General features: G+C 62.3%; 18 protein-coding genes. 13 read left to right on the plus strand and 5 right to left on the minus strand.

The window, feature by feature from the left end; genetic code table 11:
• The first annotated feature begins 7 nt into the window (after nucleotides 1-7).
• From ABWV89_RS10205 to ABWV89_RS10225, 5 genes are all read left to right on the plus strand, one after another.
• Complete coding sequence (locus ABWV89_RS10205; RefSeq protein ID WP_353396265.1) at nucleotides 8-2,392, plus strand: GumC family protein; 2,385 nt, start codon at nucleotides 8-10, stop codon at nucleotides 2,390-2,392.
• A 28-nt stretch (nucleotides 2,393-2,420) separates the two neighbouring features.
• Nucleotides 2,421-3,575: a J domain-containing protein gene (locus tag ABWV89_RS10210; RefSeq protein WP_353396267.1), complete on the plus strand. Its 1,155-nt coding sequence runs from the start codon at nucleotides 2,421-2,423 to the stop codon at nucleotides 3,573-3,575.
• Between the two features lie 6 nt (nucleotides 3,576-3,581).
• Entirely contained in the window at nucleotides 3,582-4,859 is a 1,278-nt protein-coding gene (locus tag ABWV89_RS10215) for a hypothetical protein (protein WP_353396269.1), read from the plus strand.
• On the plus strand, nucleotides 4,856-5,659 hold the full coding sequence (locus ABWV89_RS10220) for a tyrosine-protein phosphatase (protein WP_353396271.1): 804 nt from the start codon (nucleotides 4,856-4,858) through the stop codon (nucleotides 5,657-5,659). The genes ABWV89_RS10215 and ABWV89_RS10220 overlap by 4 nt, the downstream gene beginning before the upstream one ends.
• Nucleotides 5,660-5,802: 143 nt before the next feature.
• Nucleotides 5,803-6,015 carry a hypothetical protein gene (locus ABWV89_RS10225; RefSeq protein ID WP_353396273.1) on the plus strand — a complete coding sequence of 71 codons (213 nt, stop codon included), beginning with the start codon at nucleotides 5,803-5,805 and terminating at the stop codon, nucleotides 6,013-6,015.
• A 65-nt stretch (nucleotides 6,016-6,080) separates the two neighbouring features.
• Here the strand turns inward: ABWV89_RS10225 and mltA are convergent, their stop codons facing one another.
• On the minus strand, nucleotides 6,081-7,280 hold the full coding sequence (mltA, locus tag ABWV89_RS10230; protein WP_353396275.1) for a murein transglycosylase A: 1,200 nt from the start codon (nucleotides 7,278-7,280) through the stop codon (nucleotides 6,081-6,083).
• Between mltA and ABWV89_RS10235 the strand changes: the two genes are divergently transcribed.
• Nucleotides 7,279-7,443, plus strand: coding sequence for a hypothetical protein (locus tag ABWV89_RS10235; RefSeq protein ID WP_353396277.1), 165 nt, complete (start codon nucleotides 7,279-7,281; stop codon nucleotides 7,441-7,443). The two genes, mltA and ABWV89_RS10235, sit on opposite strands and share 2 nt — an antisense overlap.
• A 6-nt stretch (nucleotides 7,444-7,449) precedes the next feature.
• Here ABWV89_RS10235 and ABWV89_RS10240 read toward each other — a convergent pair whose 3' ends face one another.
• The gene (locus ABWV89_RS10240) at nucleotides 7,450-8,097 is read right to left on the minus strand and encodes a response regulator transcription factor (protein WP_353396279.1); all 648 of its coding nucleotides are present in this window, start codon (nucleotides 8,095-8,097) and stop codon (nucleotides 7,450-7,452) included.
• A gap of 183 nt (nucleotides 8,098-8,280) precedes the next feature.
• Between ABWV89_RS10240 and ABWV89_RS10245 the strand changes: the two genes are divergently transcribed.
• Together ABWV89_RS10245 and ABWV89_RS10250 are read left to right on the plus strand one after the other, a co-directional pair.
• A complete protein-coding gene (locus tag ABWV89_RS10245; RefSeq protein WP_353396281.1) occupies nucleotides 8,281-9,981 on the plus strand; it encodes an Hsp70 family protein in 1,701 nt (566 codons plus the stop codon).
• A complete protein-coding gene (locus ABWV89_RS10250; RefSeq protein WP_353396282.1) occupies nucleotides 9,978-11,567 on the plus strand; it encodes a J domain-containing protein in 1,590 nt (529 codons plus the stop codon). The genes ABWV89_RS10245 and ABWV89_RS10250 overlap by 4 nt, the downstream gene beginning before the upstream one ends.
• Nucleotides 11,568-11,574: 7 nt before the next feature.
• Here the strand turns inward: ABWV89_RS10250 and ABWV89_RS10255 are convergent, their stop codons facing one another.
• From ABWV89_RS10255 to ABWV89_RS10265, 3 genes are all read right to left on the minus strand, one after another.
• Entirely contained in the window at nucleotides 11,575-13,536 is a 1,962-nt protein-coding gene (locus ABWV89_RS10255; protein ID WP_353396284.1) for a two-component system sensor histidine kinase NtrB, read from the minus strand.
• Nucleotides 13,537-13,610: 74 nt separating this feature from the next.
• Nucleotides 13,611-14,420, minus strand: coding sequence for a carbon-nitrogen hydrolase family protein (locus ABWV89_RS10260; protein WP_353396285.1), 810 nt, complete (start codon nucleotides 14,418-14,420; stop codon nucleotides 13,611-13,613).
• Nucleotides 14,421-14,514: 94 nt separating this feature from the next.
• The gene (locus ABWV89_RS10265) at nucleotides 14,515-18,711 is read right to left on the minus strand and encodes a YhdP family protein (protein ID WP_353396287.1); all 4,197 of its coding nucleotides are present in this window, start codon (nucleotides 18,709-18,711) and stop codon (nucleotides 14,515-14,517) included.
• A 101-nt stretch (nucleotides 18,712-18,812) separates the two neighbouring features.
• On the opposite strand from ABWV89_RS10265, the gene glnE reads away from it, so the two are divergent.
• From glnE to ABWV89_RS10290, 5 genes are all read left to right on the plus strand, one after another.
• Nucleotides 18,813-21,539: a bifunctional [glutamate--ammonia ligase]-adenylyl-L-tyrosine phosphorylase/[glutamate--ammonia-ligase] adenylyltransferase gene (gene glnE, locus ABWV89_RS10270; RefSeq protein WP_353396289.1), complete on the plus strand. Its 2,727-nt coding sequence runs from the start codon at nucleotides 18,813-18,815 to the stop codon at nucleotides 21,537-21,539.
• Nucleotides 21,509-22,123: a rhomboid family protein gene (locus ABWV89_RS10275; protein WP_353396292.1), complete on the plus strand. Its 615-nt coding sequence runs from the start codon at nucleotides 21,509-21,511 to the stop codon at nucleotides 22,121-22,123. The genes glnE and ABWV89_RS10275 overlap by 31 nt, the downstream gene beginning before the upstream one ends.
• Before the next feature lie 418 nt (nucleotides 22,124-22,541).
• Nucleotides 22,542-23,984: an NAD(P)/FAD-dependent oxidoreductase gene (locus ABWV89_RS10280; RefSeq protein WP_353396293.1), complete on the plus strand. Its 1,443-nt coding sequence runs from the start codon at nucleotides 22,542-22,544 to the stop codon at nucleotides 23,982-23,984.
• Complete coding sequence (locus tag ABWV89_RS10285) at nucleotides 23,981-24,793, plus strand: DUF1365 domain-containing protein (protein WP_353396295.1); 813 nt, start codon at nucleotides 23,981-23,983, stop codon at nucleotides 24,791-24,793. The genes ABWV89_RS10280 and ABWV89_RS10285 overlap by 4 nt, the downstream gene beginning before the upstream one ends.
• Nucleotides 24,790-26,133: a class I SAM-dependent methyltransferase gene (locus tag ABWV89_RS10290; protein WP_353396297.1), complete on the plus strand. Its 1,344-nt coding sequence runs from the start codon at nucleotides 24,790-24,792 to the stop codon at nucleotides 26,131-26,133. The genes ABWV89_RS10285 and ABWV89_RS10290 overlap by 4 nt, the downstream gene beginning before the upstream one ends.
• The last annotated feature ends 1 nt before the right edge of the window (nucleotide 26,134 follow it).

Here is a 26,134-nt window from a genome sequence, read left to right on the forward strand (position 1 = left end):
CCATGCCATGACCCACCCCAACCACCTCCCCGCCATGCCGCAGCCACCGGGCAGTGGCGCCCGTGCCCTGGCATTGCCGGGCGAAGCCGCCCTCATGCAACACGCCATGCCCGGGCACGAGCAAACCATGCTCTCTGGTGACAATATCCTGAGTTTCAGGCAGCTCTGGCGCTCCGTCCTGAAGCACCGGTGGATGATTCTTGGCATCACCGCCGTGTGCGGTCTGGCAGCGACGACCTACACCTTGAGGCAAACGCCGCAGTACCAGTCCGTGGCCGTGTTGCAGATCGACCGGGCCGCCAAGAAGGTGGTGGGCTTCAACACCGAGATGGAGGTCGATGAAGGGGCCTTGTCCGATCAGGTGCAACTGCGAACGCAAGTGGAGCTGCTCAGCAGCAGAAGCCTGGCTGAAAGAGTCATCGACGAGCTGGGCCTGTACCAGACCCGCTCCGGCGAGCCGCTTCCGGGCGAGCAGACGGCAGAGACCTCGCCTCTGCCCGGCGAGCCCTCCCAAGCCGAGAAAACGGGTTTCATGGACAGGATTGAGGCCAATGTCCATTCGCTGTTCAATCCGTCCGTGAGCGATCAGGAAGTGCTCGACCGGACCCAGACAATCGCCGCGTTTCAAAGAGCGGTCCATATCGAGCCCTTGCGGAACTCCCGCCTTGTCGAGATCAAGGTCACCAACAGCGATGCCACCCTCTCCGCTCGCATCGCCAACACCATGGCTCAGGCCTACATCGCCGCCAACCTCGAGCGCAAGGTCGATTCATCTCAGTACGCGCGCCAGTACCTCGAAAACCAGATCGCCAGCACCAAGGCCAAGCTCGAGGAAAGCGAGCGGGTCATCAACGACTATGCCAAGCGCAACGAAATTCTGAACCTGGGCGAAAACGAAAGCGCCACCACGCGCAACTTCGTGGACTTCTCCAGCGCGCTGGCCAAAGCCGAACAGGAGCGCATCCGTGCAGAGGCGCTCTACAACGAGGTTCGCACCAACCCGGACAGCGCGCCTGCCGTTCTCGACAATCTGGCCATTCAGGCTTACAAGGAAGAGAAGGCGCGACAGGAAGCGGAGTACGCCAAGAATCTGGCCATCTACAAGCCCGACTTCCCCAAGATGCAGCAAACGCGGGCGCAGATCGAACGGCTTGACCAGCGCATCCGTACCGAGGTGGCCATGGTCCTGCAGTCGATTCGCAGCCAGTACGTCGCTGCCAAGAGCCAGGAAGAGAAGCTGCGATCCAAAGTCAACCAGTCACGCGATGAGGTGCTCGCCGTGCAGGACCGAAGCGTTGACCTCAACCTGCTGCAAAGAGAGCTGGACACCAACCGGCAGGTCTATGACAGCCTGTTGCAGCGGCTCAAGGAAGTGAGCGTCACTGCCGGCATCACCACCAACAATGTGAGCATTGTCGATGAGGCCCAGGCTCCCCTGTTCCCAGACAGACCCCGGCCACTGATCAACCTGGGTATGGGCCTGGTCGGCGGCTTGTTTCTCGGGGTGATCGCCGCACTCCTTCGGGAGCAGCTTGACGACTCGGTCAAACGCGCGGACGAGATCGAGCAGACCTTCGGCATTCCACTGCTGGGCTGGATTCCCCAGACCAAAACCGACTCTGGCAAAAGCAATGAATCGGTGGCCTTGCTGGCACACACTGATCCGAGAAGCGCATTTGCCGAGGCCTACCGATCCATGCGGACCGCCTTGCAGTTTTCCACTGCCGACGGCGCGCCTCGTCGCCTGATGGTCACCAGCTGCGGCAAAGGAGAAGGCAAGACGACGTCTGCCCTGGCATTGGCCATCAATTTCGCGCAGCTGGGTCGCAAGGTGCTGCTGATTGACGCGGACATGCGCAAGCCCGCCATTCACAAGGCACTGCGCATGCCCAATGAGCGCGGCCTGTCCAATGCGCTGACGGGCAACCAGGTCGCTGACGGCCTGATCCAGCCATGCAAGGTACCCAGCCTGTCGGTCCTCACTTCCGGGCCTACGCCCCCGGATCCGGTGGAGCTGCTGATGGGCCCCAAGCTCGGCCTGTTGCTGGACAAGGCAGACGAAATGGGCTTCGACCATGTGATCATCGACGGCCCCCCCCTGCTGGGGATTGCCGATGCCATCGTGCTGGGCAACCAGATTCACCACATGGTCTTTGCCATCAAGGCGTCCAGCACCAAGAAGCAAAGCATCCGCGATGCGCTGCGCAGGCTTCGCCACGCGGGTGTCGTGCCGATGGGCGCCGTGCTGACACAAGCCCGCAGCGAACACCTGTCCGACTACGGATACGAGTCCTATTACGGCTACGGCGATCTCGCCGAAGCCGCGCCGGAAAAGCTTGCACAGCCCGCTGCGGGCGGACGTCAGCCGCTGCCCGAGCCGGTGGCAGGCTGAGCGACCTTTGTCAATGGAACGACGGCCCATGGACCTCGACCGCGACCTGTTCAGGCAACTGGTGCTGACACTGCTGGACTTTCAGCGGCGTCCGGGTCGTTACGCCGTGCTCAACCGCAACCCTCGCCTGCTGTTCGACAACCTCTACACCATCTTGCTGCTGGCCTCCGGGAAAGAAGTTCTCTTGCTCAAGGAAATGCGGCCCGGCCCAAAGCGAGAAGTCAGGGCCAGGCGTGCCGCCCGGTATTTTGTGCGGACCGTTTTGCTCAGACCTGGAGCCAGCCCTGAACTGCTGCTCGGATTGCCCGAAACCTTCGATGCCCGGACAGTGCGGGAGCACTACAGGCTGATGATGCGCATGACCCATCCGGACATGCATGCTGCCAGCGCCGCCACACCACCGTCTTGGCCAGCGGATGCAGCGCAACGTATCAACCTGGCGCATCAAGTCTTGTCGAGCGCTGCTCGAGGGCACACGCCTGATCGGGAAGCGGCTGGCGCACTCAATGTAAACCGCCCCAGAATGATTGGCACGGGGCTCGGAGCGCCACCAGCGCCATTGGACCTTCCCGATGCGGGCCCCTGGTCCCGATGGCGAGCATGGCAACAGCAATGGCAGGCCAGCCCGCCACTGGTACGGGCCACGACGATCGGCGCAGCGGCAGCCGTGGGCCTGACCGGGCTGGTCGTATGGGCGCCTTTCGACAATGCCGCCTCGCTGCAGGTCAGGCCGTCGGCACTGGCAGACCGGCCAAGCCTCAAAGTGGCTCAGAAGATGTCCATCCAGGAAGCAGTGGTCTCCACCGCCCAGCCACCGAGCGGCTCGAGCATTGCCAACGAAGAGACCCTGGTACTCATGACCAATCTCATCACAGGCCTGCACAGCGGACGCGGACAGCACTTGATGGAGTGGGTCGACCCTTCCTACCGGACCGCCCCCCACAACCAGGATTTCGTCGAACGCATCGATCAACTCACCGGTGGCCGCCCGGTCAGAAGAGTGCAGACACTGTCGATGACCGCCACGCCCATCGGCGAGGCATTGCAAGTCACCGCAGTGGTGGAGGTCGAGCTGGAGGATGCGGAACTCACTTCCGTGCGACGCAGCCTGCGCATCAACGCCCATTTCGAACGCAGCAACCAGCACGCGGCACTGGTGCGTGTATCAGCCATCCCACGCTGAATCACCATGCCCGAGTCCACCATGACGCCCACCCCTCCACAGGCCATCCGTCCTGCTGCCTGGCGGTACCTCGCGTTCCTGCTCGTCGTGGGCGTGTGTCTGGCAGGGGCGCGGCTTGCATGGAAAACCCATCTCGAGCTCTCCTGCTGGGGCGCCGAGTGGCCTCATCTGTCCGCATGTGGCGCCATGACCGGCGCAACACCACATGAACGATGGCAGGCACGCGTGCAGCGGCTGAGCAAAGAACCGGGCGAGACCCAGACATTGATCGAGGCACTGGTGTTTGCACAGGACGACAGCCTGACCACCAGCGAACAACGCTCGGCCATGCTGAAAGAAGCCGTTGACCGAGCCCCGCAAAACGTGGATGTGCTGCGGATTCAGGCCAACAGTGCCATCGGCGCGTCCGACTGGCCTGTCGCCCTGAGCGCCCTGACCCGGCTGGCGCTGTACCACAACGACCCCGCTGCCAGCCAGATGGTGGCAGGTCTCATCTCCCGCGCGGGCGAAGATGTCAGCCTGCAAGGTGCCCTGATCACTTCCATTGAAACCAACCCTGCCTGGCTTGACCCGGTCGTCTTTGCAGCGCCAAGGGCGGAAGTGCCCATGGCTGCCTTGCTGCCACTGGTCCAGTCGGTCATGTCCAGCCCCGGGCATCGTCTGTCGCCAAGGACCGGTCAGTTCCTGATCGAGCGGCTCAATGCAGAAGGCTGGTGGGAGGCTTCGCATGAGATTTGGCGTCACCTGTGGCAACGCTTCATCCCGTTTGTGTTCAATGGCGATTTCGAACAGACCTTTGTGCGCGGCGGATTTGACTGGGAGGTTGGCGACAGGGACAACGATCACCGATCTGGCGCAATGGTCGATCGCACCTATCGGCAGTCCCAACGCCACTCCATGCGTGTGCGGTTCACCGGAAAACCCATCCATTCACCCATCGTCTGGCAGTACCTCATGCTGCCACCCGGCCACTACCGCTTGCGCATCAAGTCGCAGACCGGAAGTCTGCACAGCGACAACGGCCTGAGCTGGCAGCTGCTGTGCCCTGAAGACGACACCGTGCTGGCGAGCATTTCGCCCAGGGGCGGCACCGCCCAACAGTGGCAAGAGGATGGCGTCGACGTGCTGATCCCCGAAGCCTGTGGCCAGCCAGCCCGACTTGTGCTGGTGCCAGCAGCCAGCTACGAGTCACGCACTGGCATGCGCGGCGAGGCGCTGTTCGACGACATCACGCTCAGCCGGCTGCCAGCCGAAACCGACACCGCCAAGGAGTCCCTGCCATGATTGATCTTCATTGCCACATCCTTCCCGGCATCGATGACGGAGCACCACATCTGGACGTCTCGCTCCAGATGGCCCGAATGGCTGTGGAAGACGGCATCCACACCACCGCGTGCACGCCACACATCTATCCGGGTATGTACATGAACGACGGCCCTGGCATACGAACGGCCGTCAGCGCCTTGCAGCAAGCCCTGGACGACAATGGCATCGCGCTTCAACTGGTCGTTGGTGCGGACGTGCATCTGGTCCCCGGCCTCACGGAAGGCATTCGCACCGGTCGTGTCCCGACCCTGCATGACTCCCGCTACTTCCTGCTCGAGCCATCACACACAACCCCACCCCCAGGCTTTGAGGATGCCGTTTTCAATCTCATTGCAGCCGGGTACACGCCCATCATCACCCACCCGGAACGCCTGACCTGGGTTGAACACCACTACGAAGCGTTCGAGCGCCTGGTCGAAGAAGGCGCATGGATGCAGATCACCGCAGGCAGCCTGACCGGCGCTTTCGGACAACGCGCGAAGCACTGGGCCGAGCGCTTCATCATTGACGGCCACACTCACCTGCTGGCATCCGACGCTCACTCCACCGGTCGGCGCTGCCCTCGTCTGTCGGACGCTCTCGAGTGCGCACGCAGACTGGTGGGCGAGGTCGAGGCACGACGCATGGTGGTCGATCGCCCGCAAGCAGTCCTACTCAATCAGACCCCCGACCAATGGCCGCCGGGTGAGCAGCGAAAGTCTTCACCCAAGGCACCTCAAGGCTGGCTTCGCCGGATCAGCGCACTGGTCGGCTCCTGAGGTCCGCCACACGCCACACACCACACGCCACCTGCACCGTCATGCTGTTTTTCCGTTCGTCAGTCCAGCTGACCCCGCCTGCGGTTGCATCAACGCACCGCAACATCAAACCTACCATTGCCATAACTTTTGGAGGGTTGTCTATGAAAGCACTTGCTATTGCACTGGCCGCCACGGCGGTCTCGCTATCCGCGCACGCCAGCTCGGATGCCAGCAAGGATGGGTACACCGCGTCCAAGGAGAGCGGGCGCACCTACTCCTGGTATTCACACGATCACAAGAAACCGCGGCATCACCGCCACCATCACTTCGTGGTTGACAAACCGACGAAGTGCCCACCGATCAGCAACAGCTGATCCTGCCGGGCTGACTGAACGGGAACGGAGCCCCTGGGGCTCCGTTTTTTTACGCGCAAGCCGGCTCAGTTTCGCGGCAGCAGCACCCACAGCTGCAGCGGCTGCTTGAGGCCAGCGGCGAGGAGGAAGGCTTCGTCCTGCTGCGTTCCCCACCCGGTGAACAGATCGGCGCGCACCGAGCCTTCAATGGCCCCACCCGTATCCTGCGCCAACACGAGCCTGCGGTCATTCAATGCCTCGCCCTGCGTGGCCATCCAGACAGGCGTGCCGTAAGGGATGCTCTTGGGGTCGACTGCAATGGAGCGCCCCGGCGTGAGTGGCACGCCTTGCGCTCCTCTGGGACCAAACTGAGCGTCCAGATCACTCAGGGCTTCCTCCCTGAAAAAAACTGTACGCGGGTTGCTCCACAACATCTCGTTGAGGCGTTGGGGGTTTCTGGCGGCCCAGTCCTTGATCGCGTCCCATGACCCTTCGGAGATGGCACGTTGACGCAGCAGCCATTTGCCCACGCTCTGGTATGCATGACCGTTGTGGCCAGCAAAGGCCAGACGCACTTCACGAACCTGTCCGTCAGGCTCACTGATGCGCACCCGGCCTGAACCCTGGATTTGCAGAATGAGTGCATCGATCGGGTCTTGCACCCAGGCAATGGCGCGGTCCTTCAATGCGGCCTTGGCCACCGCCGAGGTGTCAATCTCCTTGCGGCTGTACCAGCGCCGCTTGGCGCTCAGCCCGGGCGGAGGCGCATAGAGCGGCGTCCTGTGTGAGGCGGTCGGTTGGCGGCTGGCAGACATGATGGGCTCGTAGTACCCCGTGAGCAGTCCCGGTGGTTCGACGCCATCGCGCTGCACCACGCGGTAGGGACGAAACCGCTTCACCACCCAGTCCTGCTGTTCTGCCTGTGATGCGATGGAGAGCATGCGCACCTCATCGCACAAGGCCCCATGACCTTGCAAAGGCCGCTCACAGCCCTTGATCCAGGCGTTCCAGGCCGCGTGCAGATCATCCTGCCCCCAGCCAGGCAACTCGTTCCATCGAATGGGCTCCCACCGGCTGAGCCCGTGATGTTGCACCGGAGGCAGCGGCTCCACATCCACGATCGGCGCGGGCGCCCGTGCCGAAGGGGATGTGGGCGACGGCACGCCGCCGGGTGCCGGCCCGGTCGGCGTGGGCGTGGTGTCACAGGCGACCAGGGTGCCTACAATGGTCAGCGCGGCACACCAGCGCCACAGCCTCTTGTGCGTTCCAGTCCGGATTTGATTCATGCTTTTGTTGTTGCTCGAAGCGCTCGCAGCGCTGTTCATTCTGTTGTTCATCGTCTGGTGGACCATGTTTTCCGGTCGGGACAAGGGAGAGTTGCGACGGGAAGAACATCCCTCGGAAACCGGGGAAGACCGGTCAGAGGACGACGGCCCAGCTTCGCGTTGAGTTCTTTCACCTGGCCTCAGCTGCATCGCGCAGTGCGTTGGCCAGTTCCACCGCAGACTTCACGCCCATTTTTTCGAATACGCGGGCCCGGTGCACTTCGACCGTCCGTACGCTGATGTGCAGCGCATCGGCCACGAGTTTGTTCGGCATGCCATCCACCACCAGGCGCATGACCTCCCGTTCGCGCTCGGTCAATCCTTCGAGCTTGCGAGCCAGCTCCTGTTGTGCCCGCCGTTGCGCCAGCACCTCGCCCGACTTCGCCAAGGCCTGCTCCACGCGATCGACCAGCGCATTGTCGGAAAAGGGTTTCTCGCAAAAATCGAACGCTCCCCGTTTGACCGCATCCACCGCAGTGGGCACATCCGCATGACCGGAGAGAAAGATCACCGGCATTGCGGCCTGCCAAGGCTGTGCCAGCAACTGTTCGAACAGCGCCAGACCACTCAAGCCCGGCATCCGAACGTCCAGCAGCAGACAGCAAGGCGTCTTCGGTTCAGCAGAGGCCAGAGGATCGCCCAGCGAGGCCAAAAAGGACTCGGCACTCTCATGACAGTCGCTGAGCAGACGCCGCGTGCGCAACAGCCACGAGAGGGCGTCGCGCACGCTGCCGTCGTCGTCGACGATGTGGACACGGGCGTCTGATTGCGGCGTCATATCCGGATCATAATATGCGGAGCCGTGCGCGAGAGGGGAGGACGCACCCGGCAAGGGCATTTCATCAACCGATGAGGGGTGTTGCCCGGGCCAAGCCGAGCACCGCCTCGCGCCTGACCAGGACCCAATCTGGCACACACAATCACATAAATCCAAATACAACGACAGGCAGGACGGACAATCATGCTGGTAGGCATTGATCTGGGCACGACCCATTCCCTCATCGGGCGCTATGGCCCCAACGGCCCCGAGCTGGCACCCAATGCACTCGGTGAAATGCTGACGCCCTCTGTGGTGTCCATTGACGAGGCCGGTCATTTGCTGGTGGGTCAGGCGGCCAAGGATCGCCTGATCACGCACCCCGGCCAGACCGTTGCCGCGTTCAAACGCTGGATGGGCTCGAACCGGACCACTCAGCTGGGCGTGCACAACTTCACCCCTGAAGAACTTTCGGCTCTGGTATTGAGATCACTCGTTGCAGACGCTGAAGCCCATTTCGGAGAGCCCGTCAACGAAGCTGTGATCAGCGTACCTGCGTACTTTTCGGATGCCCAGCGCAAAGCCACCAGAACGGCGGGCGAAATGGCTGGCCTGAAGGTAGAGCGCCTCATCAACGAGCCGACAGCAGCTGCCCTGGCTTATGGCCTGATGGAAGGACACGAAGAAGCGCGTGTGCTGGTGTTCGATTTGGGCGGCGGCACGCTGGACGTATCGGTTCTGGAGATGTTTGAAGGCGTCATCGATATCCACGCCAGTGCCGGTGACAACTTTCTGGGTGGAGAGGATTTTCTGGATGCTTTGTTGACGGCGGCTTGCAAGGAACTGGAGATTGACCTGGAGTTACTTTCTCCGGACGTGCTCGCCCAACTTGAGCGCAGACTAGAAGCGGCCAAGCGGGAGCTGACACAAAAGTCAGAGGTGTTGGTCTCGCTACCGATCGCCATCGGCGACAGGGCGAACGATGGCTGGCTGATCACTCAAGACCGATTTGTCACGATTTGCGAACCTCTGATCCAACGCATGCGCCAGCCAGTCGAGAGGGCTATGCGCGACGCTGAATTGCAGCCAGGAGATCTGAACGAAATCATTCTGGTGGGTGGCGCTTCGCGCATGCCCATGGTCGCCCAGACACTGACCAGAATGGTGGGTCGACTGCCGCTGCGACACGTCAACCCTGATCTGGCGATTGCACTGGGTGTGAGCATTGCGGCGGGAATGAAGGCACGTGACGCGAGACTGGAAGAAACGGTCCTGACCGATATCTGCCCTTATACGCTGGGGACAGAGGTGGCAAAGACCAGCAGTGATGGACAACATTTCTCTGGTTATTTCCTGCCCATTATTCCGCGCAACACTACCGTGCCGGTGAGCCGGGAAGTGTCGGTGTTCCCACTCTATGACGGCCAAAAAGAAATGAAGATCGAGATCTTTCAGGGGGAGAGCCCTTGGGTGAAGAACAACATCAGGCTGGGGCGCATCACCGTGGCTTTGCCCCCCTCTGCCCAGCGCGGAGACTCAGGTGTCGACCTTCGATACACCTATGACATTGACGGACTTCTGCAGGTTGAAGCCAAGGAACAATGGACGAGCAAAGTGCACTCGCTGGTGCTTCAGCAGAGCGAACATCAGCTATCCGAGGCTGAGGTTCAAGAGCGGCTGAAAAAGCTGGCAGCCATCAAAGTGCACCCCAGAGCGCAACAGGCCAACCTGGCAGTGATGGCCAGAGCAGAGCGCGCATACATGGAGTCGATCCATGATCGCGAGGAAATCCAGCACTGGATGTCGATGTTTCAGCAGCTTCTCGAAACACAGGATTTGAAGAGAATCGAGTCTGCACGCAAAGAACTCAATCAACGATTGACAGGCGTGGAGGCGAACCTGTGAGCTCGCCTTATGAGGTCCTGGGTATTGGCCCAGAGGCTGACGAGCGCGACATCAAGCGCGCCTATGCACGGCTGCTGAAGAAGACGCGTCCGGACGACGACCCTGAGGGTTTTCAAAGGCTGAACGAAGCCTATCAAGCCGCGCTGCGTTTTGCTCAGACACGTTGGCCTGAGGCCGGCGATGAAGCAGTGGCCGGGATTGAGGCTGGGGAAGAGGTTGAAGCTGCGTCATACAAACCTGCCCTGCCAGAATTGGACGGCGATACGGCCCCGGACATCAATCCCGCGATCTTGAGGGTTGAGCCCCTCAGGACGTTCGAACCCGTCGAGCCGAAGCGAACACCGCAGTTCGGCCAGAACCCCGCCAACCCGGCCCGTTTTCTCTTCAAGACTCCAGAGCAGCAGGCGGGCGGGGGCGCCTCTTCACCCAAGCGGGTGATCCAACCCTATGAGTTGGCCAGGGAATGCGTGAGGCAAGCCGAGGAGGCTTCGTCGGCTCAGGCGTTGCTTGACCGGCTTGAAGACAACGAAGCGCTTTGGGATCTGACGGTCAAGGCAAATGTGGCCAAAGTGATCGAGAGCGCCGTGTACGCAGAGGCGAGTGCCATTGACGGTGCAGTCTTTGACGCTCTCTTGGCCTTCTTCGGACGCGACGGGGCCGAATGGTACAGCAACCCCTTCACAAGGATTGAGAAACGCGCACGGCTGGATTCGGAATATCAGTTGACCAAAGGTGACCAAAGCAGGTTGTACAAACGCTGGTACGAGGAAACCAACAGGGCAAACACGAGTGGAGAGGCCGCTTTTGTCGCCGCCGTCAGTTTCCTGAAAACCCCGTTTTCACAGCGGAAGGCCTTTCTGTACTCGATCGGTTTTCACGAGAAGCCAAGGCTGCTCTTCTGCATCCTGAAATGGATCACGCAAAACGGCACCAAACCGCTTCCCGCCAGCATTGACCAAGAGCACTATGACTACTGGACGGTGGTTGGAAACCACACCAGGATCTCCGTTGCCCGACTCAAGATGCACTTGACCAACTGGCTCATCATCTACGGAGCGATTTGGGTCCTGCTGTCGTTCATGATGTTGGCTTCTAATCAGCCCAAAGGGGTTCTCATCGTCGTGCACGGCGCGCTGGCATGGGCGTTCTCGGTGTGGGTGCTATGGACCTACGTATCGAAGCTGTTCTCTTGGCAAGCGAAGCCCGAACAAAAGCTATCCAGGAGGGAGAGCGTCTGGCATTGGGGGTTCCTCCCGTTCCTGCTTGCAGCTTGGCTTGTGCTGTACGCGACGGTCGATCACTTCTTCTGGCGAAGCATCCCGTTCGCCTTGTCGGGGCTGTTTTTTGTGATCCGCCTGGGTTCTCAGATGCTGTACCGGCATGGTCGCACGCTGACAGAAGGCGCGAGCCGGGCAGGCACGGCGTTCGGAGTGGTGTTGTTCGGCATCTACTGGATCGTCAAGGCGTTGGACCACCACGTCGGCATCGGAGACTTCCTCCCAGTCGTCTTCATGTCGGCCTTCATTGCGATCGACACCGCCTATCGTCGACCTTTGGCGATGTTGCGTCGAGACTCAGATCATTGAACGGCCCCTACGCCGCCGGCAGCGTGAACCTGAAAACCGTGCCGCGCGGCTGAGCCGGTTCGTCGATCAGCACTCCCCCGTGCTGCTCCACCACCGTGCGGCACAGGCTGAGACCCAGGCCCATGCCATCGGACTTGGTGGTGAAGAAGGGCGTGAAAATCTTGTCACGCATCTCGGGTGACAGCCCTTGCCCGTGATCGGTAATGCAAAACTCGACCCAGGATTTGGCGGTGGCATGGGTTGATGGGTGAGCCAAGCGAGCTTGCATCTTCAACGCTCGCAGGCCGGATGACGAAGCAGGGTCTCCCTCTGGCATCGCCTGCATGCCATTGCGCGCCAGGTTGAACAGCACTTGCTCGATCATCGTGTGGTCGCACAGCACTTCTGGGCAATCGGGTGACACGTGCATGTCGAGCTGAATGGCCTGCTGCCTAGCCTGCAGCGCCAGCAGCGGCTCGACCGAGTCGAACAGGGCCTGCGGGGAGACAGGTTCGCGCCGGCTCTCCCGGCGGCGGACAAAGTCGGCCACGCTGCGGATGACTCTTCCCGCCCGTTCGGCCTGCTCGCCGATGCGCTGCATGGCCAGCCGGATGTCGTCCATCGGTGGCGCAGTGTCCTGCGCCGGCTGGGACAACAGATTGGCTGTGCCGGTGACGTAGCTGGCAATGGCTGCCAGCGGCTGATTCAGCTCATGACTGAGCAGTGAGGCCATTTCGCCCATGTTGGCCAGTCGGGCCGTGTTTTGCATGCGCTCCTGCGTGGCGCGGTTGATTTCTTCAATGCGGCGTTGCTCGCTGATGTCGACCACCGCACTCATCCAGCCTGTCTGCTCACCCAAAGCGTTGATCAGCGGCGCTTCGAAGATGAGCACCGGAAAGCGGCGACCGTCGCGATGCATGAACTCGGACTCATAACCCACCCGTGGCAATGGCGTGCCCGAGATTCGCACTTCCTGACGGCGCTGGTATTCGTTGACCCGGTCAGGCGGCCACCAGGGTGAGGGCAGGCCCGAGCCCAGCAACTCATCGGCACTGAAGCCGACCATCTGGCAAAAGCCCGGATTCACATAGGTGATGCGGCTCTCCATATCCCTGGCACGCAAGCCCGTGATGAGCGAGTTCTCCATGGCCTTGCGAAAGGCCAGCGCCTCGGCCACCTCACGCTCTGCCCTCTGGCGCAGCCGCATGTCGCGAGCGAGCAGGAAGACCACCAGGAGCAAGGCGAGCGAGACCACGCTCACCACAGCGGTCAGGACATTGGGAAACAGGCCACTGATGGTGCGAGGGCTTTCCAGGCGCAGCATGAGAGCGTTGCCGGGCAGGTCCAGCAAACTGCTGGCCACTTGCGAGCGACGCGCACTCACCGTGCTGGCCACCGCCAGACGCGTGCCATCTGCTTCTGTAAAGGCCAGGCCCTGGCCCCGCACCCACTCTCGTGGTGCCAGTTCGGCCAGCATGCCTGGCAAGGAATAGCTGGCCACCAGAAAGCCCACCGGCTCACCTGCATGGCTCACCGGAATGCACATCTCCATCAGCTCCAGGCCCTGTCCGCCAGAAGTCGGCCAGAAATAGCTGGGCGAAAAGGCCGGACCAGACAATCGCTCGGCCTGGTTGCACGCCTGGAGCACATCTGGCCGGGCCTGCTGGCGACGGCGGGAGGCAAACAGATTGGCCTGATAAGCGCTGTTTTGCGCGGCGACCACATTGAGGGCCGGATCGCGCCATTCAAGGCGGACCAGTTCCCGGTGTTCTGCCATCACGTCAGGAGCGGCAGCCTCCCATCGAACCGTCTGGTTGTCGGCCTGGGATTGCAGTGCCTGAAGCGTCTGCACATTGCGCAGCAGTGCGCCGCGAATGTCCGAGACCACTGTACGGCTTTGCTGCTCGAGCTCCGCCTGATCCCGCCCTTCTTCGTATTCGCCAGCCAGAAACACCAGCACCGCCAGCAGCGAGAGCACAAGCAGCAGCATGGCCCCCCATAGCCACCAGCGCCCGTGGCCTGTCGACGGACCGGGCTTTGGGGTGGTTGCTGCAGCCGGCTCCGTCATCCCAGACGTCGGTGCTCGAGCGCGGGCAGTTGCTGACGAACCTCCTGCAATCTCGCCATGTCCAGATCGGCGACCACAACGCCCGGGCCTTCCGCGTGCATGCCCAGGACCTCACCCCAGGGGTCGATCACCATGCTATGACCCCAGGTGCTGCGTCCGTTCTCATGCCGGCCGCCCTGTGCACTGGCAATCATGAAGGCCTGACTCTCGATGGCGCGCGCGCGCAAGAGCACTTCCCAGTGCGCGCGTCCGGTGGTGTAGGTGAAGGCGGCAGGCATCAGGAGCACGTCGGCCGCCAGCTCACGGTAAAGCTCGGGAAAACGCAAGTCATAGCAGACGCTTTGTCCGATGCGCCAGGACTGCCCGCTGGCGTCGGTCACTTCGAACACCACCGGCGTGTCCCCGGCAGCCAGCACCTCCGACTCGTCGTAACGCTCCTTGCCATTGTCGTACCGGAACAGGTGAATCTTGTCATAGCGGCTGACACACTTGCCTTTGGGCGAATACACCAGAGAAGCATTGGCAGCATGGGTAGGGTCATCGGTGGCCATGGGCATGGTTCCGCCCACGACCCACAGCTTGTGGGCACGGGCGGCATCCGACAGGAAGTCCTGCACCGTTCCCAGCCCCGGCGTCTCTGCGATCACCAGTTTGTCGGCGTCCTGATGACCCATGAAGCAGAAGTACTCCGGCAGAACAGCCAGTTCGGCGCCAAGTTGCGCTGCCTGCCTGAGCAGGCGCATGGCTTCGTTGAGGTTGGCATCCAGACTGATGCCGGAGACCATTTGAATGGAGGCGACTTTCATGCAGAACTCCTCAACCGTGCTGACTGCCAGCGACGCAGCTGGCCATGAAAAAAACAATGTACCGCGAATTCACCTGCCCCATGCATCAGGGGCGTTATTCAGCGGTCGGCACGGGCGCAAGGGCTTCGCCGCCAGGCACCGTCGCGGTCACAGGCTTCTCCAGTTTGACCACCTGCGGATCGGCCCAGCTGCCGGTGACATTGAATACCTGCGTATTGGCGCTTTGCAGTGGCTCGCGCAAGATCAACTGTGCCAGGAACGTGCCCAGGCCCACCACCGGATTGACGGTGGCCGCCAGCAAGGAAAGGGTCCCGGCGTTGACCTCAGGCACCACCACCACCTCCAGCTCCTGGGTCTCTTCGGCCAGATCGGCAGAACCTGCCATCACCACTGCCGCGTTGACGCCTCTCATCTGCAGGTTTCGGGTATGAATGACGCCTTGCTCAATGGTGGCATCCCCGCGCACGGAATCGAAAGCAAAGCCCTCGGCAAACACATCCCGAAAATCAAGAAGCAAGCGCCGTGGCAGGGACTGCAAGCTGAGCACGCCCAGCAATTTGGCCGCACCAGGCTCAACCTTGAGAAACTGGCCACGTTCGATATCCGCGCGAAGTTTCCCGGACATGGACGGGTAGTCCACCTTGAATGGCGAACCCAGCCAACCGATCGTCCCCTGGATACGGCCCTTGCCACCACGCACAGTGCCTTCCTTGCCGAAGCGGGTGAGCAGGCGGCCGGAGTCCTGGATCTGAAGATCGAAGTCCAGACTGGCCCGCCTGGGTCCTGTCTGGTCACCCCCTGAAAACGCCCACAAGCCACTGCCGTTGAGCGTGGCTTCCGGCACCATGAGCGCCAATCGCCTGAGCAGCCATTGCGAGCCCTGATTGACGGCCTCAACCTCCACCCGCCCCAGCTTGCGATCCGAGACGGTCAGGTTCTCGACGGCAATATCCAGGGCAGGAAGACGCGTCGGCTGCTGCAACAACTCTTCCACGTCGTCCGTGTCGCTCGGCGAGAGCGACAGTCGCGCCAGGCGGGCGTAGACGCTGCCCGCAAAGTCGGCTTTCGGCTGACGAAACTCCATGTAGCCATTGAGCTCACGCGAATCGATATTGGTTCGCCAATGCGATCCTTCGCGCGATCCACCCACCACCACATCATGGAAGCTGCGTCCATCGCGCACCAGCTTTGCTGCGCGAACACCCATGACGGTGGGGAGGTAGCTCAGGCCGCTGTCGCTGGCGGCGTCCTCGCGAGCGGAGTCTCGCACGGCCTGTCGCACATCCACCCCGGTGGCCGACGACAGCACGCGCTCCCAAGCATCCATGTCGAGCGTATCGAAGCGTGCGTTCGCCAGCACCCCGGATGCAGGCATGGGCGCCTCTTCGCCACCTCTGAGCCCGATGGCGACACTGCCCCGCCGCACCACCGCTTCTTCACCGACGATATCGCGCAGGTACACAATGCGCGCAAGCGGAATGTCCTCGCGGGCAATGTCGATGCTCATGCGGTCGTTGAGCGCCACCGGGCCCTGGGCATCGGCCACCACGTTACCCACCGTGTTGATGAAACGCACGGCCACCCGCTCGTCTGCGCGTTTGGTGAACGGCGCAGGCAGGTTGACCGCCATGCCCTGAAGGTCGGTGCCGATATCAAACTCAGGGATGCCCGCCTTGAAGCCCAGTCGCATGTTGTAGCGGGCAGCGCCCTCAGCCTTGGAGAACAGCTGGGAGGCAAAGCCCAGGCCGGCCCGGCTCAGGCCCTGTGCCGTCGCTGTCCCTTCTCCGGAAAACTGCAAGATGCCCGCCCCGCCATCTTCGGGTACAGTCATCCCGCCCCGGAAACTGGCTTCACCACCGAACGCGATGGCCGTCGCTTTTTTGACTTCAAACCCGCGGTTTGAAAACGTCACCACCCCCTTGGACTTTTCCAGCAACGGGGTTTCCGGCCGGATGCGCACGTCGTTCCCGGCAAGGCGAACATCTCCCTGGATCTGCGTCCTGGCCGTATCGGCCAGCGGAATATCGATGTCAAACCCCACTTGCGCCGTGCCTGTCAGGGTGGCTTGATCCAGCGCTTCACTGGTGAGGTAGTTGATCGGGGAATCCTTGACGATGCGCAGCAACTGGTCACCAGGGCCATTGAGGCGCGCCGCCACTTCAACGTGCATGTTCTCCTTCAGCCTGGGCAGCACCACACTGCCACCGCTGAGCTCGACCTGTGGAACGTTTTCCACCCCTGTGACGATATTCGTCAGGGACAACCGGTCTCGGTCCAGCAACAGTTGCACCTTGGCGCCTTTCAACGCAGGCCATGGTTTGTCGCCAGACGATTGAAGGTAGGACGGGACGTACTGAAAATCCAGGTTCTTGAGTTGTGCGGCAATGCGGAAAGTGCCGGGCACTTTGGGGTCGCTGTAGGGGATGTCCCAGATGTTGCCGTCGATGGTGAAGTTCACACTCTCTGCCTGCCCGCCCCGCACGGCCTCCTGCACATAGCGCCTGGCGTCCGCCGAGACCCCCAATGGCATGTACCGGTAAACCGCAGTGGCATCAGCCCTGGACAGGGTGGCATTCACACTCAGCACACCTGGGAAACGCTTGCCCGAGGCCACATCGCCGGTATGCCAGTGGGCCTTGCCGCCGCCCTGTGCGTCGGCATTGACCAGATTCAGGGAGTCCACCCACACATCCAGCCGCTCACCTTTCATGGACCAGCGCAGCGCAGCGTCCAACGCATCCAGCGGCATATCTTCCTGCTCAAAGACGCCGGGCAACACCAGCTTGCCGTCAGTCAGTGCGACCGAAGCCTTGCCGCCGTTCTGTCCGATCTCGAAGACCACAGTGGCGTTGTCAATGCCTGGACGGCCGGGCAAGGCCCGCGAGCCATCTTCGGACTTTTCGGCACTGGGCTGCTCGTCCAGGTAGAGGTGTTCAGCCCGGCCAGAAGCCTGATATTGAACGGGCTTGCCGGGCGCAGTCCGCCATTGGCCCTCAAAGTCCTGCACCTGCCCGCGTGAATTGAAGCTCTCCAGCTGCTGGCGAACCTCGTCATCAATGGGCAAACGAATGGCCACATTGGTCAGGGCGGCGAGGTCAATGCGATCGGCGCTGAGGGTGCGCACGATCGCCTCGGCCTGCGCCTTGTCATGACGCTCTTCAAAGCTGATCGCACCACCGGGCCAGGCATCACCTTGCTGCGTCCTGAAACGCAAATCAGGGGTTGAAATCCGATAGCCGTCTTCGAGCCAGTCCACGTCCAGGCGCCCACTGGCTTCCGCCAGTGCCAGGTCTGGCAGATCAGGGCCCAGACGGGTCACGATGTCACTGAGCTTCCCCTGAGCCGTTACTCGCCTGGCCTGCCCCATGTCCAGATCAGCCCATGCCTTGAGCGCCCCCTGGCCGGAGCGGACATCGAGCTTCCAGCGCTCGAGATCCACATAGTGACGAAGCCGGGATACATCGACCTGCGTGAAATCCGCATACGCCTGCCCCTTCCAGCGCATCCAGGGCTGCTTGCGAGCCCGGCCCACTCGCGCCAGCTCCAGCAGAGGCTCACGGAACTTTGCCACGGCCGTGAAGCGTTCGCCCCAATCCGGCGGGGGCGTCGCATCCAGCCGGAAATCATGGCGCTGGGTGGAGTTGCGGATCACCAGATCGAGATCCGAGAGTTCTAGTGGCGGCTGGTCGCGCATTTCATCGGTCCAGCGCAACTCGCCTCCGTCAATCACGAACGAGCGCTGGGACAGGAACCAGTCGAGAACGGTGTAGTCTTCGCTGTGCGTGCCGCCCAGGCGCAGCCCGGCCACTTCGATCTCGCCACCCTTGGTGCGCCGGACGTCCAGCACGGGTCCGGCGATGCGCATTTCCTCAAACCCCAGCCGCCAGACCGAACGCACCGACAAGGCCGTGTCGACCAAGGGCAGCCGAAGTGCCTCCCTTCCAGCCTCGTCGAGCAGGCGGACATCCTTGAGCGCCATGCGAGGTACCATGGACGGCACAAATTTGGGCAACCAGGGGTGCCGAACGGGTTCGCTGTGGGCCTCGATGGAACCGACCCTGACCTCAACCCCGAGTGCCTTGGTCGCCCATCTTTCGAGGTCCGGGCGCCATTGGTCGACCCGGGGCACAATCCAGAAATGAATGGAGGCCCATGTGAGGACGAACAGGACCCACAGACTCACCACCAGCCACAGCAGCGCACGCGCCATCCCGGCAAGGAGTCGCCAGAGACGCGGAACAGCGTGGTAGGTATCGATGTCGTCCGAGTCGACGACGGCGTTTTGAGTCATGATCAGGTCAAATTATGACGGCCCGGGGTCCCACAGGTTCCGCACGGCACACATTCTCTCCATCATCAGTTGTAGACAGACCGAAACCCCAAGTCCCTGACATGAGTCAACTCGCCCCGGCAGATCATGCCCGTTTCGTTCAGCGCGTCCGGCGGCGCTACGGGTCAGAGCTGCCTTTGCTGCCGGCCGGCCAGCCTGACAAGGCGACGATGGCCCAGTGCCTTGACGCCCTGGCCGGGCAGGGTTACGAGTTGCCGGCCGCGCTTCGCGTGCTTCGCCACCTTGTGCTGGAACGGCTGGCCGTCGTCGATTGCGAGGAGCAGGCATCTTTGGAGGCGGTGACCGGCGCCATGACCGAGCTGGCCGAACTGGCGCTGGACCAGGCATGCCAGCTGGCATTCAATGAGCTTGACGAGCGGCATGGCGCGCCCATGGCCACCAACGATGCCGGTGAACTGACCCGGGCTCGGATGTGGGTCATCGGAATGGGAAAGCTGGGCGCCCGTGAGCTCAATGTCTCGAGCGACATTGACCTCATCTACGTCTACGACCTGGACGGCGAAACAACGGGCAATGCGCAAGGCCGTGGACACATCAGCATTCACGAGTACTTTGCCAAGGCCGTCAAGCACATCTACAACACCGTCGGGGAGACGACCGAACACGGCTGCGTCTTCAGGGTCGACCTGGCATTGCGGCCCAATGGCAATTCAGGGCCATCCGTGGCCTCGCTCAGTGCCCTGGAGGAATACTTCCAGGTCCAGGGGCGCGAGTGGGAGCGTTTTGCCTGGCTCAAGAGTCGGGTCATTGCGCCGCAAGCCGAAATCGACAATGGCGGTGCTCAGGCCTTGCGCGGCCCGGTACTGCCTTTTGTGTTCAGGCGCTACCTGGACTACAACGTCTTCGAGAGCCTGAGAAACCTGCACCGGCAAATCCGTGACCACGCCACCAAGCGCGCGGCGGGCAACCCCGGCCGCACCAACGATGTCAAGCTCTCCCGGGGTGGCATCCGGGAAATTGAGTTCACTGTTCAGCTGCTGCAGGTGGTGCGTGGAGGGCAGTTTCCCGAATTGCGGACCCGTCCCACGATCGGAGCGCTTGAGCGGCTGGCCAAGGCCGGACTGATGCCAGAGAAAACGGCTGAGGCCCTGGCCGCGGCCTATGTCTTCCTGCGCCGCGTCGAGCATCGAATCCAGTACCTGGATGACCAGCAAACCCATGTTCTGCCGACCCGGGACGACGATCTGGCCTGGATCGCACACGCCATGGGCCATGCCGACATCGCCAGCTTTCTTTGTGAGCTGGACAGCCACCGCGAAGTTGTCGCAGAGGAATTCGACATTCTGCTCGGGGCCGAGCAGGGCAAGCCTTGCCAGGGTCGCATGTGCAAACGCCAGCAAGGCGTCTCGCCCATGGAGGCACTGGAGCAGGCCTTGCCCGATTTGCCACCGGAGTTCAGGGACCGGGTTCGCCAGTGGAGCCAAGAGCCCAAGGTCCAGACCATGCGTGAAGAAGCGCAAATGCGCCTGGTCTTTCTCGTCGAGCGTACCGGTCAATGGGTGGCCAACGGCGAGGTCAGCGAGGAAGCGGCTTTGCGCCTGGTGGACTGGGCCGACAATCTGCTGCGGCGGGAGAGCTATCTGGCCCTGCTGCAGGAACGGCCGTCGGTGCACAAGCGCCTGCTTCGCATGCTGGGTGCGGCCCGGTGGCCAGCACGATACCTCGCCAAACACCCCGGGGTCATCGACGAACTGGCCAGTCGCGAGCTGATGGACGAGCGCTTCAACGGTGAGCAGTTTGAAGCGGAGCTCGAAGCCCGGCGCAAGGCATTGGCCTCGACCGGCGAAGACGACGAAGAAGCTTTGCTCAACCTGCTGCGACGTGCGCACCACGCCGAAGTGTTCCGGACGCTGGCTCGCGACATTGAAGGAGTCCTGCGCGTCGAGCAGGTGGCGGATGATCTCTCGTCGCTGGCCGATGCCGTGCTCAAGGTCACGGCCCGGTGGTGCTGGGGCCTGGTCAGAAACCGGCACCGGGAAACACCTTGCTTTGGCATCATCGGCTACGGGAAGCTTGGCGGCCGGGAGCTGGGTTACGGCAGCGATCTTGACATTGTTTTTGTCTACGAAGACGAGGACGACAGTGCGCCAGAGGTGTACGCCACCTTTGTCCGCAAGCTGATCAACTGGCTCACGGTCAAGACCGGGGAAGGGGACCTGTTCGAAATCGATACAGCGCTGCGCCCCAACGGAAACCAGGGGCTTCTGGTGACCAGCTTCGACGCATTCGCCAACTATCAGCAGAAGCGAGGCAGCAACACTGCCTGGACCTGGGAGCACCAGGCCATGACCCGGGCCCGCTACGTGGTGGGCATCCCGTCTCTGGGCCCACGTTTCGACGAGGTGCGTGAGTCCGTCGTGGCCGCCGAGCGGGACCAGACTGCACTGGCATCCGAGATTCGCAGCATGCGCGAACGGGTATATGCTGCGCACCCCGTGCGCCCGGGCGTCTTTGACGTCAAGCACAGCCGGGGCGGTATGGTCGATGTCGAGTTTGTCGTCCAGTACCTGGTTCTGGCCCATGCCGCCCGGTTTGAGACCATGCGGGCCAACCGGGGCAACATCACCTTGCTCGGCTTTGCCGAAGCGGCTGGCTTGCTGCCCAAGGGTCTTGGCCAGGAAGCAGCGGACGCTTACCGCGAACTGCGCTACATCCAGCACAGGGCCCGACTGGACGAGGTACCGACCCAAATCGAAGACGAACGCGCGGCGCCCATGGCCCGTGCGGTGATCAGCCTGTGGGATCACGTACTCGGCTCAAAGGACTGACTGGCCGCGGCGGCTGGCTGGTGCTGTGCATTGCCCACGGCACGGTGAGCATGATGCTGTGGTGGGCCGGGCTCGGGCCTGACAGTTTTCTCACCTGGCGGGCAGACCATTGGCCAGCCACACCATGGACTGCCTGGTCAACCGCATGGGTTCATCCTGGCGCAGCGCAACTCATTGTCAATCAGTTGGCGCTGGGCACCCTGACAGGCCTGGTGTGGTGGACGCGCCCAGGCGCACTCAGCGCCACCGCCTGGCTGCTGGCCTGGCCCCTGGCCCATACCAGCCTGTTTTTCTGGCCGCAGATCGGCTACGCCGTCGGGCTGGGTCCGGTTCTTCACGCCGGGTTCGCGGCCATTGCGTGCGACCTGGCGATCCGGGCGGATGCCTCTGGCCGATCCCGCCAATGGGGCTTGGCCCTGCTGGCCGCTCTGACCATCAAACTGGGCTACGAGCAAGGGTGGTCGTCACCCGTGGTCTGGGATGCTGCCAACGAAAGCTCCGTCGTACTGGCCGCTCGCCTGACCGGCGCCTTGATGGGCGCAGGCCTGACCCTGCTCCTGCACGCAGCACTGCGCAGACGCTGAGCTTCGCCACAGGCTGAGGGCGCCGGGCCGGCTAGCCTTTAGGACCTCTCTTTTCTTTTCCACACTGCCGCCATGGTTTAAGTGAAAATACCGAGGCCATTTTGTGACTGATCAGTCACACTATGACCATTAAGTAAATTTCACCCGCCTCAAAACCGCGCCAGACGCTGGAAAGGTAGATGACATGGAAGCCCTCATCCAACGGAACTTTTTTTGCAACGACACCCTCTATAAGTCGTGCAAGCTGCCGATAAAGCTCTTGCACAGCAAAAGTTTTCGACTGCGAAGCCTTCCTGTCCATCGGCGACAGGCTGAAAGCCCGGAGCGCTTTTCCTCCTCCTCCCTCCCTCCCTCCTTCGTTTCGGGGCGCTTCGCAGTCTTTTGTCCATCAGCCGTCCGGCTGCAAGAGGTCTGAGCCATGAGAGCAGACCCTCGCGGCAACGGTGTCTTCCCGCCTCCCAGCCCATCGCCAGCTCAAGCCACACGCCCCCGTGTGGCGGTGATCGGGTCTGGCATCGCCGGCCTGGCAGCAGCGCACACGCTCAAAGGCCTCGCCCACGTCACCCTGTTTGAAGCCGGCACACGCTTCGGCGGGCACGCGCACACGGTCGATGTGACCATGCCGGATCGCCATACGCTGGCGCCTGTCACCTTCGGCGTCGACACCGGCTTTCTGGTGCTCAACGAACGCACCTACCCCCACCTGCTGGACCTGCTCTCCGAGCTCAACGTCGACATCGCACCGTCGGACATGTCGTTTTCCGTGCAAGCAGCGGGTCAGGGATACAAGGGGGAGATGCTTGAGTGGAGCGGCAGCGACCTGAACACCGTCTTCAGCCAGCGTCGCAACCTCATCCGTCCTGCGTTCTGGCGCATGCTGTCAGACATCGTGAGATTCAACCGGATGGCCACCCAGCTGGCTCGTCAGGGCGCCGACCTGGGACACCAAAGCCCATTGCACCAGCCGTTACGCGACTTCCTTGCCCAGCACAGGTTCAGCAGCGAATTCGTCGACTGGTATCTGCTTCCCATGCTGGGCTGCATCTGGAGTTGTCCAACCGATCAGATGCTGGCGTTTCCAGTCGCCACCCTGATTCGCTTTTGCCACAACCACGGCCTGATCCAGGTCAGCCACCGGCCACAGTGGTTCACAGTTAAAGGCGGATCACGCAACTATGTGAACAAGATCATCGCCCAGGTTGATGACGCCAAGGCCGGGTCGCCGGTGCACCATCTGCAGCGATACGGCGGCCGGGTTCACATCACCACGGACACTGGCACCGAGTCGTTCGATGGCGCCATCCTGGCCTGTCACACAGACCAGGCGCTGGACATTCTTGGTCCGGGCGCCAGTGCAGCCGAGCGGACGATGCTCGGCGCCATCCGGTATCAGCGCAACCACGCTGTCCTGCACACCGACGCAAGCGTGCTGCCGAAGTCCCGCCGGGCCTGGGCGGCCTGGAATTACGAACGCTCTCCCCAGGCGCAGCGCGAGGAGGCCGACGTCTGCCTTCACTACCTGATCAACAAACTGCAGCCCATTCCCACCGATGAGCCGGTGGTGGTTTCGCTCAACCCACGCCGCACCATCGGCGCCAGCCAGGTCATTGGAGAGTACGAATACGACCACCCAGTCTTCGACCTTCGCGCCATCGAGGCACAAGGCAACCTGGCCACCATCCAGGGATCAGGACAGGTCTGGTTCGCCGGTGCCTGGGCAGGCTACGGGTTCCACGAGGACGGATTGAAGTCCGGCCTGCAAGCCGCTCGAAGCCTGATTCGGCATTTCGACCAGGCGCCGGCGCCGGCAGCAAACACAAGCTCGCCGTCGGCTCAAATGCGCGAGGTCGCATCCTCATGAAGGCGCAGGCGCACATCGGATTCGGGCAGGTCCGACACACCCGGTCGCGACCGAAACGACATGCGTTCGCATATCCGACCTTCTTTCTCTACCTGCCACTGCGCGCACTGCGGGCAAAGGCCGACCCGGCACTGGCCCGGAACCAGCGCGCAGCTTTTTCTTTCCACGACACCGATCACGGAGACGGCCGGAAAGACTGCCTGGCCTGGATAGACCAGTTGCTGGCGGGACACGGCATACAAGACGCGCAAGGGGAAGTCTGGCTTCAGACCTTCCCCAGAATCCTGGGCTATGTCTTCAAGCCCGTGAGCTTCTGGTACTGCCATCGAACCGACGGTAGCCTCCGCGCAGTGGTCGCAGAGGTCAACAACACCTTTGGTGAGCGACATTTCTATCTGCTCGACCAGCCCAGGGACGGCCAGCCCTGTCGCGCCGACAAGGCTTTTCACGTCTCGCCTTTCTGCCCCGTGACGGGACAGTATGAGTTCAACTTCATGCGAGCCCGCGATCGTGTGGTCATGCGCATCGACTACCACGATCTGTCGGCGTCCCCCGCACTGCTGCAAACCAGTGTCAGCGGACAACTCCAGCCGCTGAGCGTCGCCACCAAGCGGCACGCCCTGTGGCGATATCCGGCCATGACCCTTGGCGTCATCGCGCGTATCCACTGGCATGCACTGCAACTGTGGCTGAAGAAGACGCCGTTCTTCCGCCAGCCCGGAGCACCCGCCGAACCGGTCACTCGCGCCCGCCCTGACCCAGCCACCACCACTTCGGTCCCGCAGTCACAACCATCAGCAAGAGCATGAGCACGAACACCACCATCGCACCCCAGGTCAATGGCGCTGGCTTCTCTTCACCCCGCCACACGCCCGCCGCTGGCAAGGCGGTCCTGCAGCTGCTGCAAGGTCTCCAGACCGGCTCCCTGACTCTCGAGCTGCCCGACCGCAGCCATCGACAGTTCGGCAGCACAGCGGAAGGCGCACAGGGGCACAAAGCCCATTTGCGCATGAAAGACTGGTCGGTGTGCGCCTCGGTCCTGAAGTCCGGCGACATCGGTTTCGGGGAAGCCTATGCCGACGGTCTCTGGGACTCCCGCGACCTGGTCGACCTGCTGCGCATGCTGCTGGCCAACCGCAACACCATCGAACGGGTGGTGTACGGCCACTGGTGGGGCCGCCTCTGGTACCGCGTCCAGCACCTGCTCAACCACAACTCCAAAGCCAACAGCCAGCGAAACATCCACGCCCACTACGATCTGGGCAACGCTTTCTACACCCTCTGGCTCGACGAAACCATGAACTACTCGTCGGCCTGGTTCCAGACGCCAGAACAAAGCCTGCCCGACGCACAACGCGCCAAAGTCGAACGCGCATTGACGCTGGCCAACGTCGGTCCTGGCGACCGCGTGCTGGAGATCGGGTGCGGATGGGGTGCCCTGGCAGAGATGGGCGCCCAGGACTTCGGCGCCCACGTCACTGGCGTGACCCTCTCCACCGAACAACTGGCCTACGCCCGCCAACGCCTGGATCGACTGGGGCTTCTCATGGACGAGAGCGCAGGGGCAACGGACCTCGCGCACCGGGAGAGCATGGGGGCCACACCCGATGCGCAGCGGGAAAGCGTGGGGGCCAACAATTCCGGGGCCACATTCAGACTACAAGACTACCGCGATATCAAAGACGAATCCTTCGACGCCATCTGCTCGATCGAGATGGTGGAAGCCGTGGGCCAGGCCTATTGGCCCGAGTACTTCAACACGGTTGCCCGCCTGCTCAAGCCCGGTGCACGCGCCTGTATCCAGTCGATTGTGATCGACGACGCCCTGTTTGACCGCTACGTCTCCGGCACCGACTTCATCCAGCAGTACATCTTCCCTGGCGGGTGCCTGCCCAGCCCCAGCCGCTTCAAGCAGCAAGCTGAAAAGGCCGGGCTGGAAGTGATCGACACCTTCGAATTCGGCCACGACTACGCCCGAACGCTCAAGCTTTGGCGCGAGCGATTTCTCGAGCAGCAAGAGGCTGTGCTGGCGCAAGGCTTCGACCAACGTTTCATGCGGCTGTGGGAGTTCTACCTCGCGTACTGCGAGGCCGCCTTTTGGGAAAACAACATCGACGTCGTTCAGTTCACACTGCGCAAGCCCGAGTGAA

It is taken from the genome of Hydrogenophaga sp. 5NK40-0174 (genome assembly GCF_040372165.1).
Classification (GTDB): domain Bacteria; phylum Pseudomonadota; class Gammaproteobacteria; order Burkholderiales; family Burkholderiaceae_C; genus Hydrogenophaga.

Bases quoted from the DNA above. Each gene is read 5' to 3' on its own strand.
- ABWV89_RS10220 (WP_353396271.1), top strand. From the start codon at position 4,856: ATGATTGATCTTCATTGCCACATCCTTCCCGGCATCGATGACGGAGCA.
- ABWV89_RS10235 (WP_353396277.1), top strand. From the start codon at position 7,279: ATGCTTTTGTTGTTGCTCGAAGCGCTCGCAGCGCTGTTCATTCTGTTG.
- glnE (WP_353396289.1), top strand. From the start codon at position 18,813: ATGAGTCAACTCGCCCCGGCAGATCATGCCCGTTTCGTTCAGCGCGTC.
- ABWV89_RS10290 (WP_353396297.1), top strand. From the start codon at position 24,790: ATGAGCACGAACACCACCATCGCACCCCAGGTCAATGGCGCTGGCTTC.
- ABWV89_RS10260 (WP_353396285.1), bottom strand. From the start codon at position 14,420: ATGAAAGTCGCCTCCATTCAAATGGTCTCCGGCATCAGTCTGGATGCC.
- ABWV89_RS10240 (WP_353396279.1), bottom strand. From the start codon at position 8,097: ATGACGCCGCAATCAGACGCCCGTGTCCACATCGTCGACGACGACGGC.
- ABWV89_RS10265 (WP_353396287.1), bottom strand. From the start codon at position 18,711: ATGACTCAAAACGCCGTCGTCGACTCGGACGACATCGATACCTACCAC.
- ABWV89_RS10285 (WP_353396295.1), top strand. From the start codon at position 23,981: ATGAAGGCGCAGGCGCACATCGGATTCGGGCAGGTCCGACACACCCGG.
- ABWV89_RS10280 (WP_353396293.1), top strand. From the start codon at position 22,542: ATGAGAGCAGACCCTCGCGGCAACGGTGTCTTCCCGCCTCCCAGCCCA.
- ABWV89_RS10210 (WP_353396267.1), top strand. From the start codon at position 2,421: ATGGACCTCGACCGCGACCTGTTCAGGCAACTGGTGCTGACACTGCTG.
- ABWV89_RS10225 (WP_353396273.1), top strand. From the start codon at position 5,803: ATGAAAGCACTTGCTATTGCACTGGCCGCCACGGCGGTCTCGCTATCC.
- ABWV89_RS10245 (WP_353396281.1), top strand. From the start codon at position 8,281: ATGCTGGTAGGCATTGATCTGGGCACGACCCATTCCCTCATCGGGCGC.
- mltA (WP_353396275.1), bottom strand. From the start codon at position 7,280: ATGAATCAAATCCGGACTGGAACGCACAAGAGGCTGTGGCGCTGGTGT.
- ABWV89_RS10215 (WP_353396269.1), top strand. From the start codon at position 3,582: ATGCCCGAGTCCACCATGACGCCCACCCCTCCACAGGCCATCCGTCCT.
- ABWV89_RS10205 (WP_353396265.1), top strand. From the start codon at position 8: ATGACCCACCCCAACCACCTCCCCGCCATGCCGCAGCCACCGGGCAGT.
- ABWV89_RS10255 (WP_353396284.1), bottom strand. From the start codon at position 13,536: ATGCTGCTGCTTGTGCTCTCGCTGCTGGCGGTGCTGGTGTTTCTGGCT.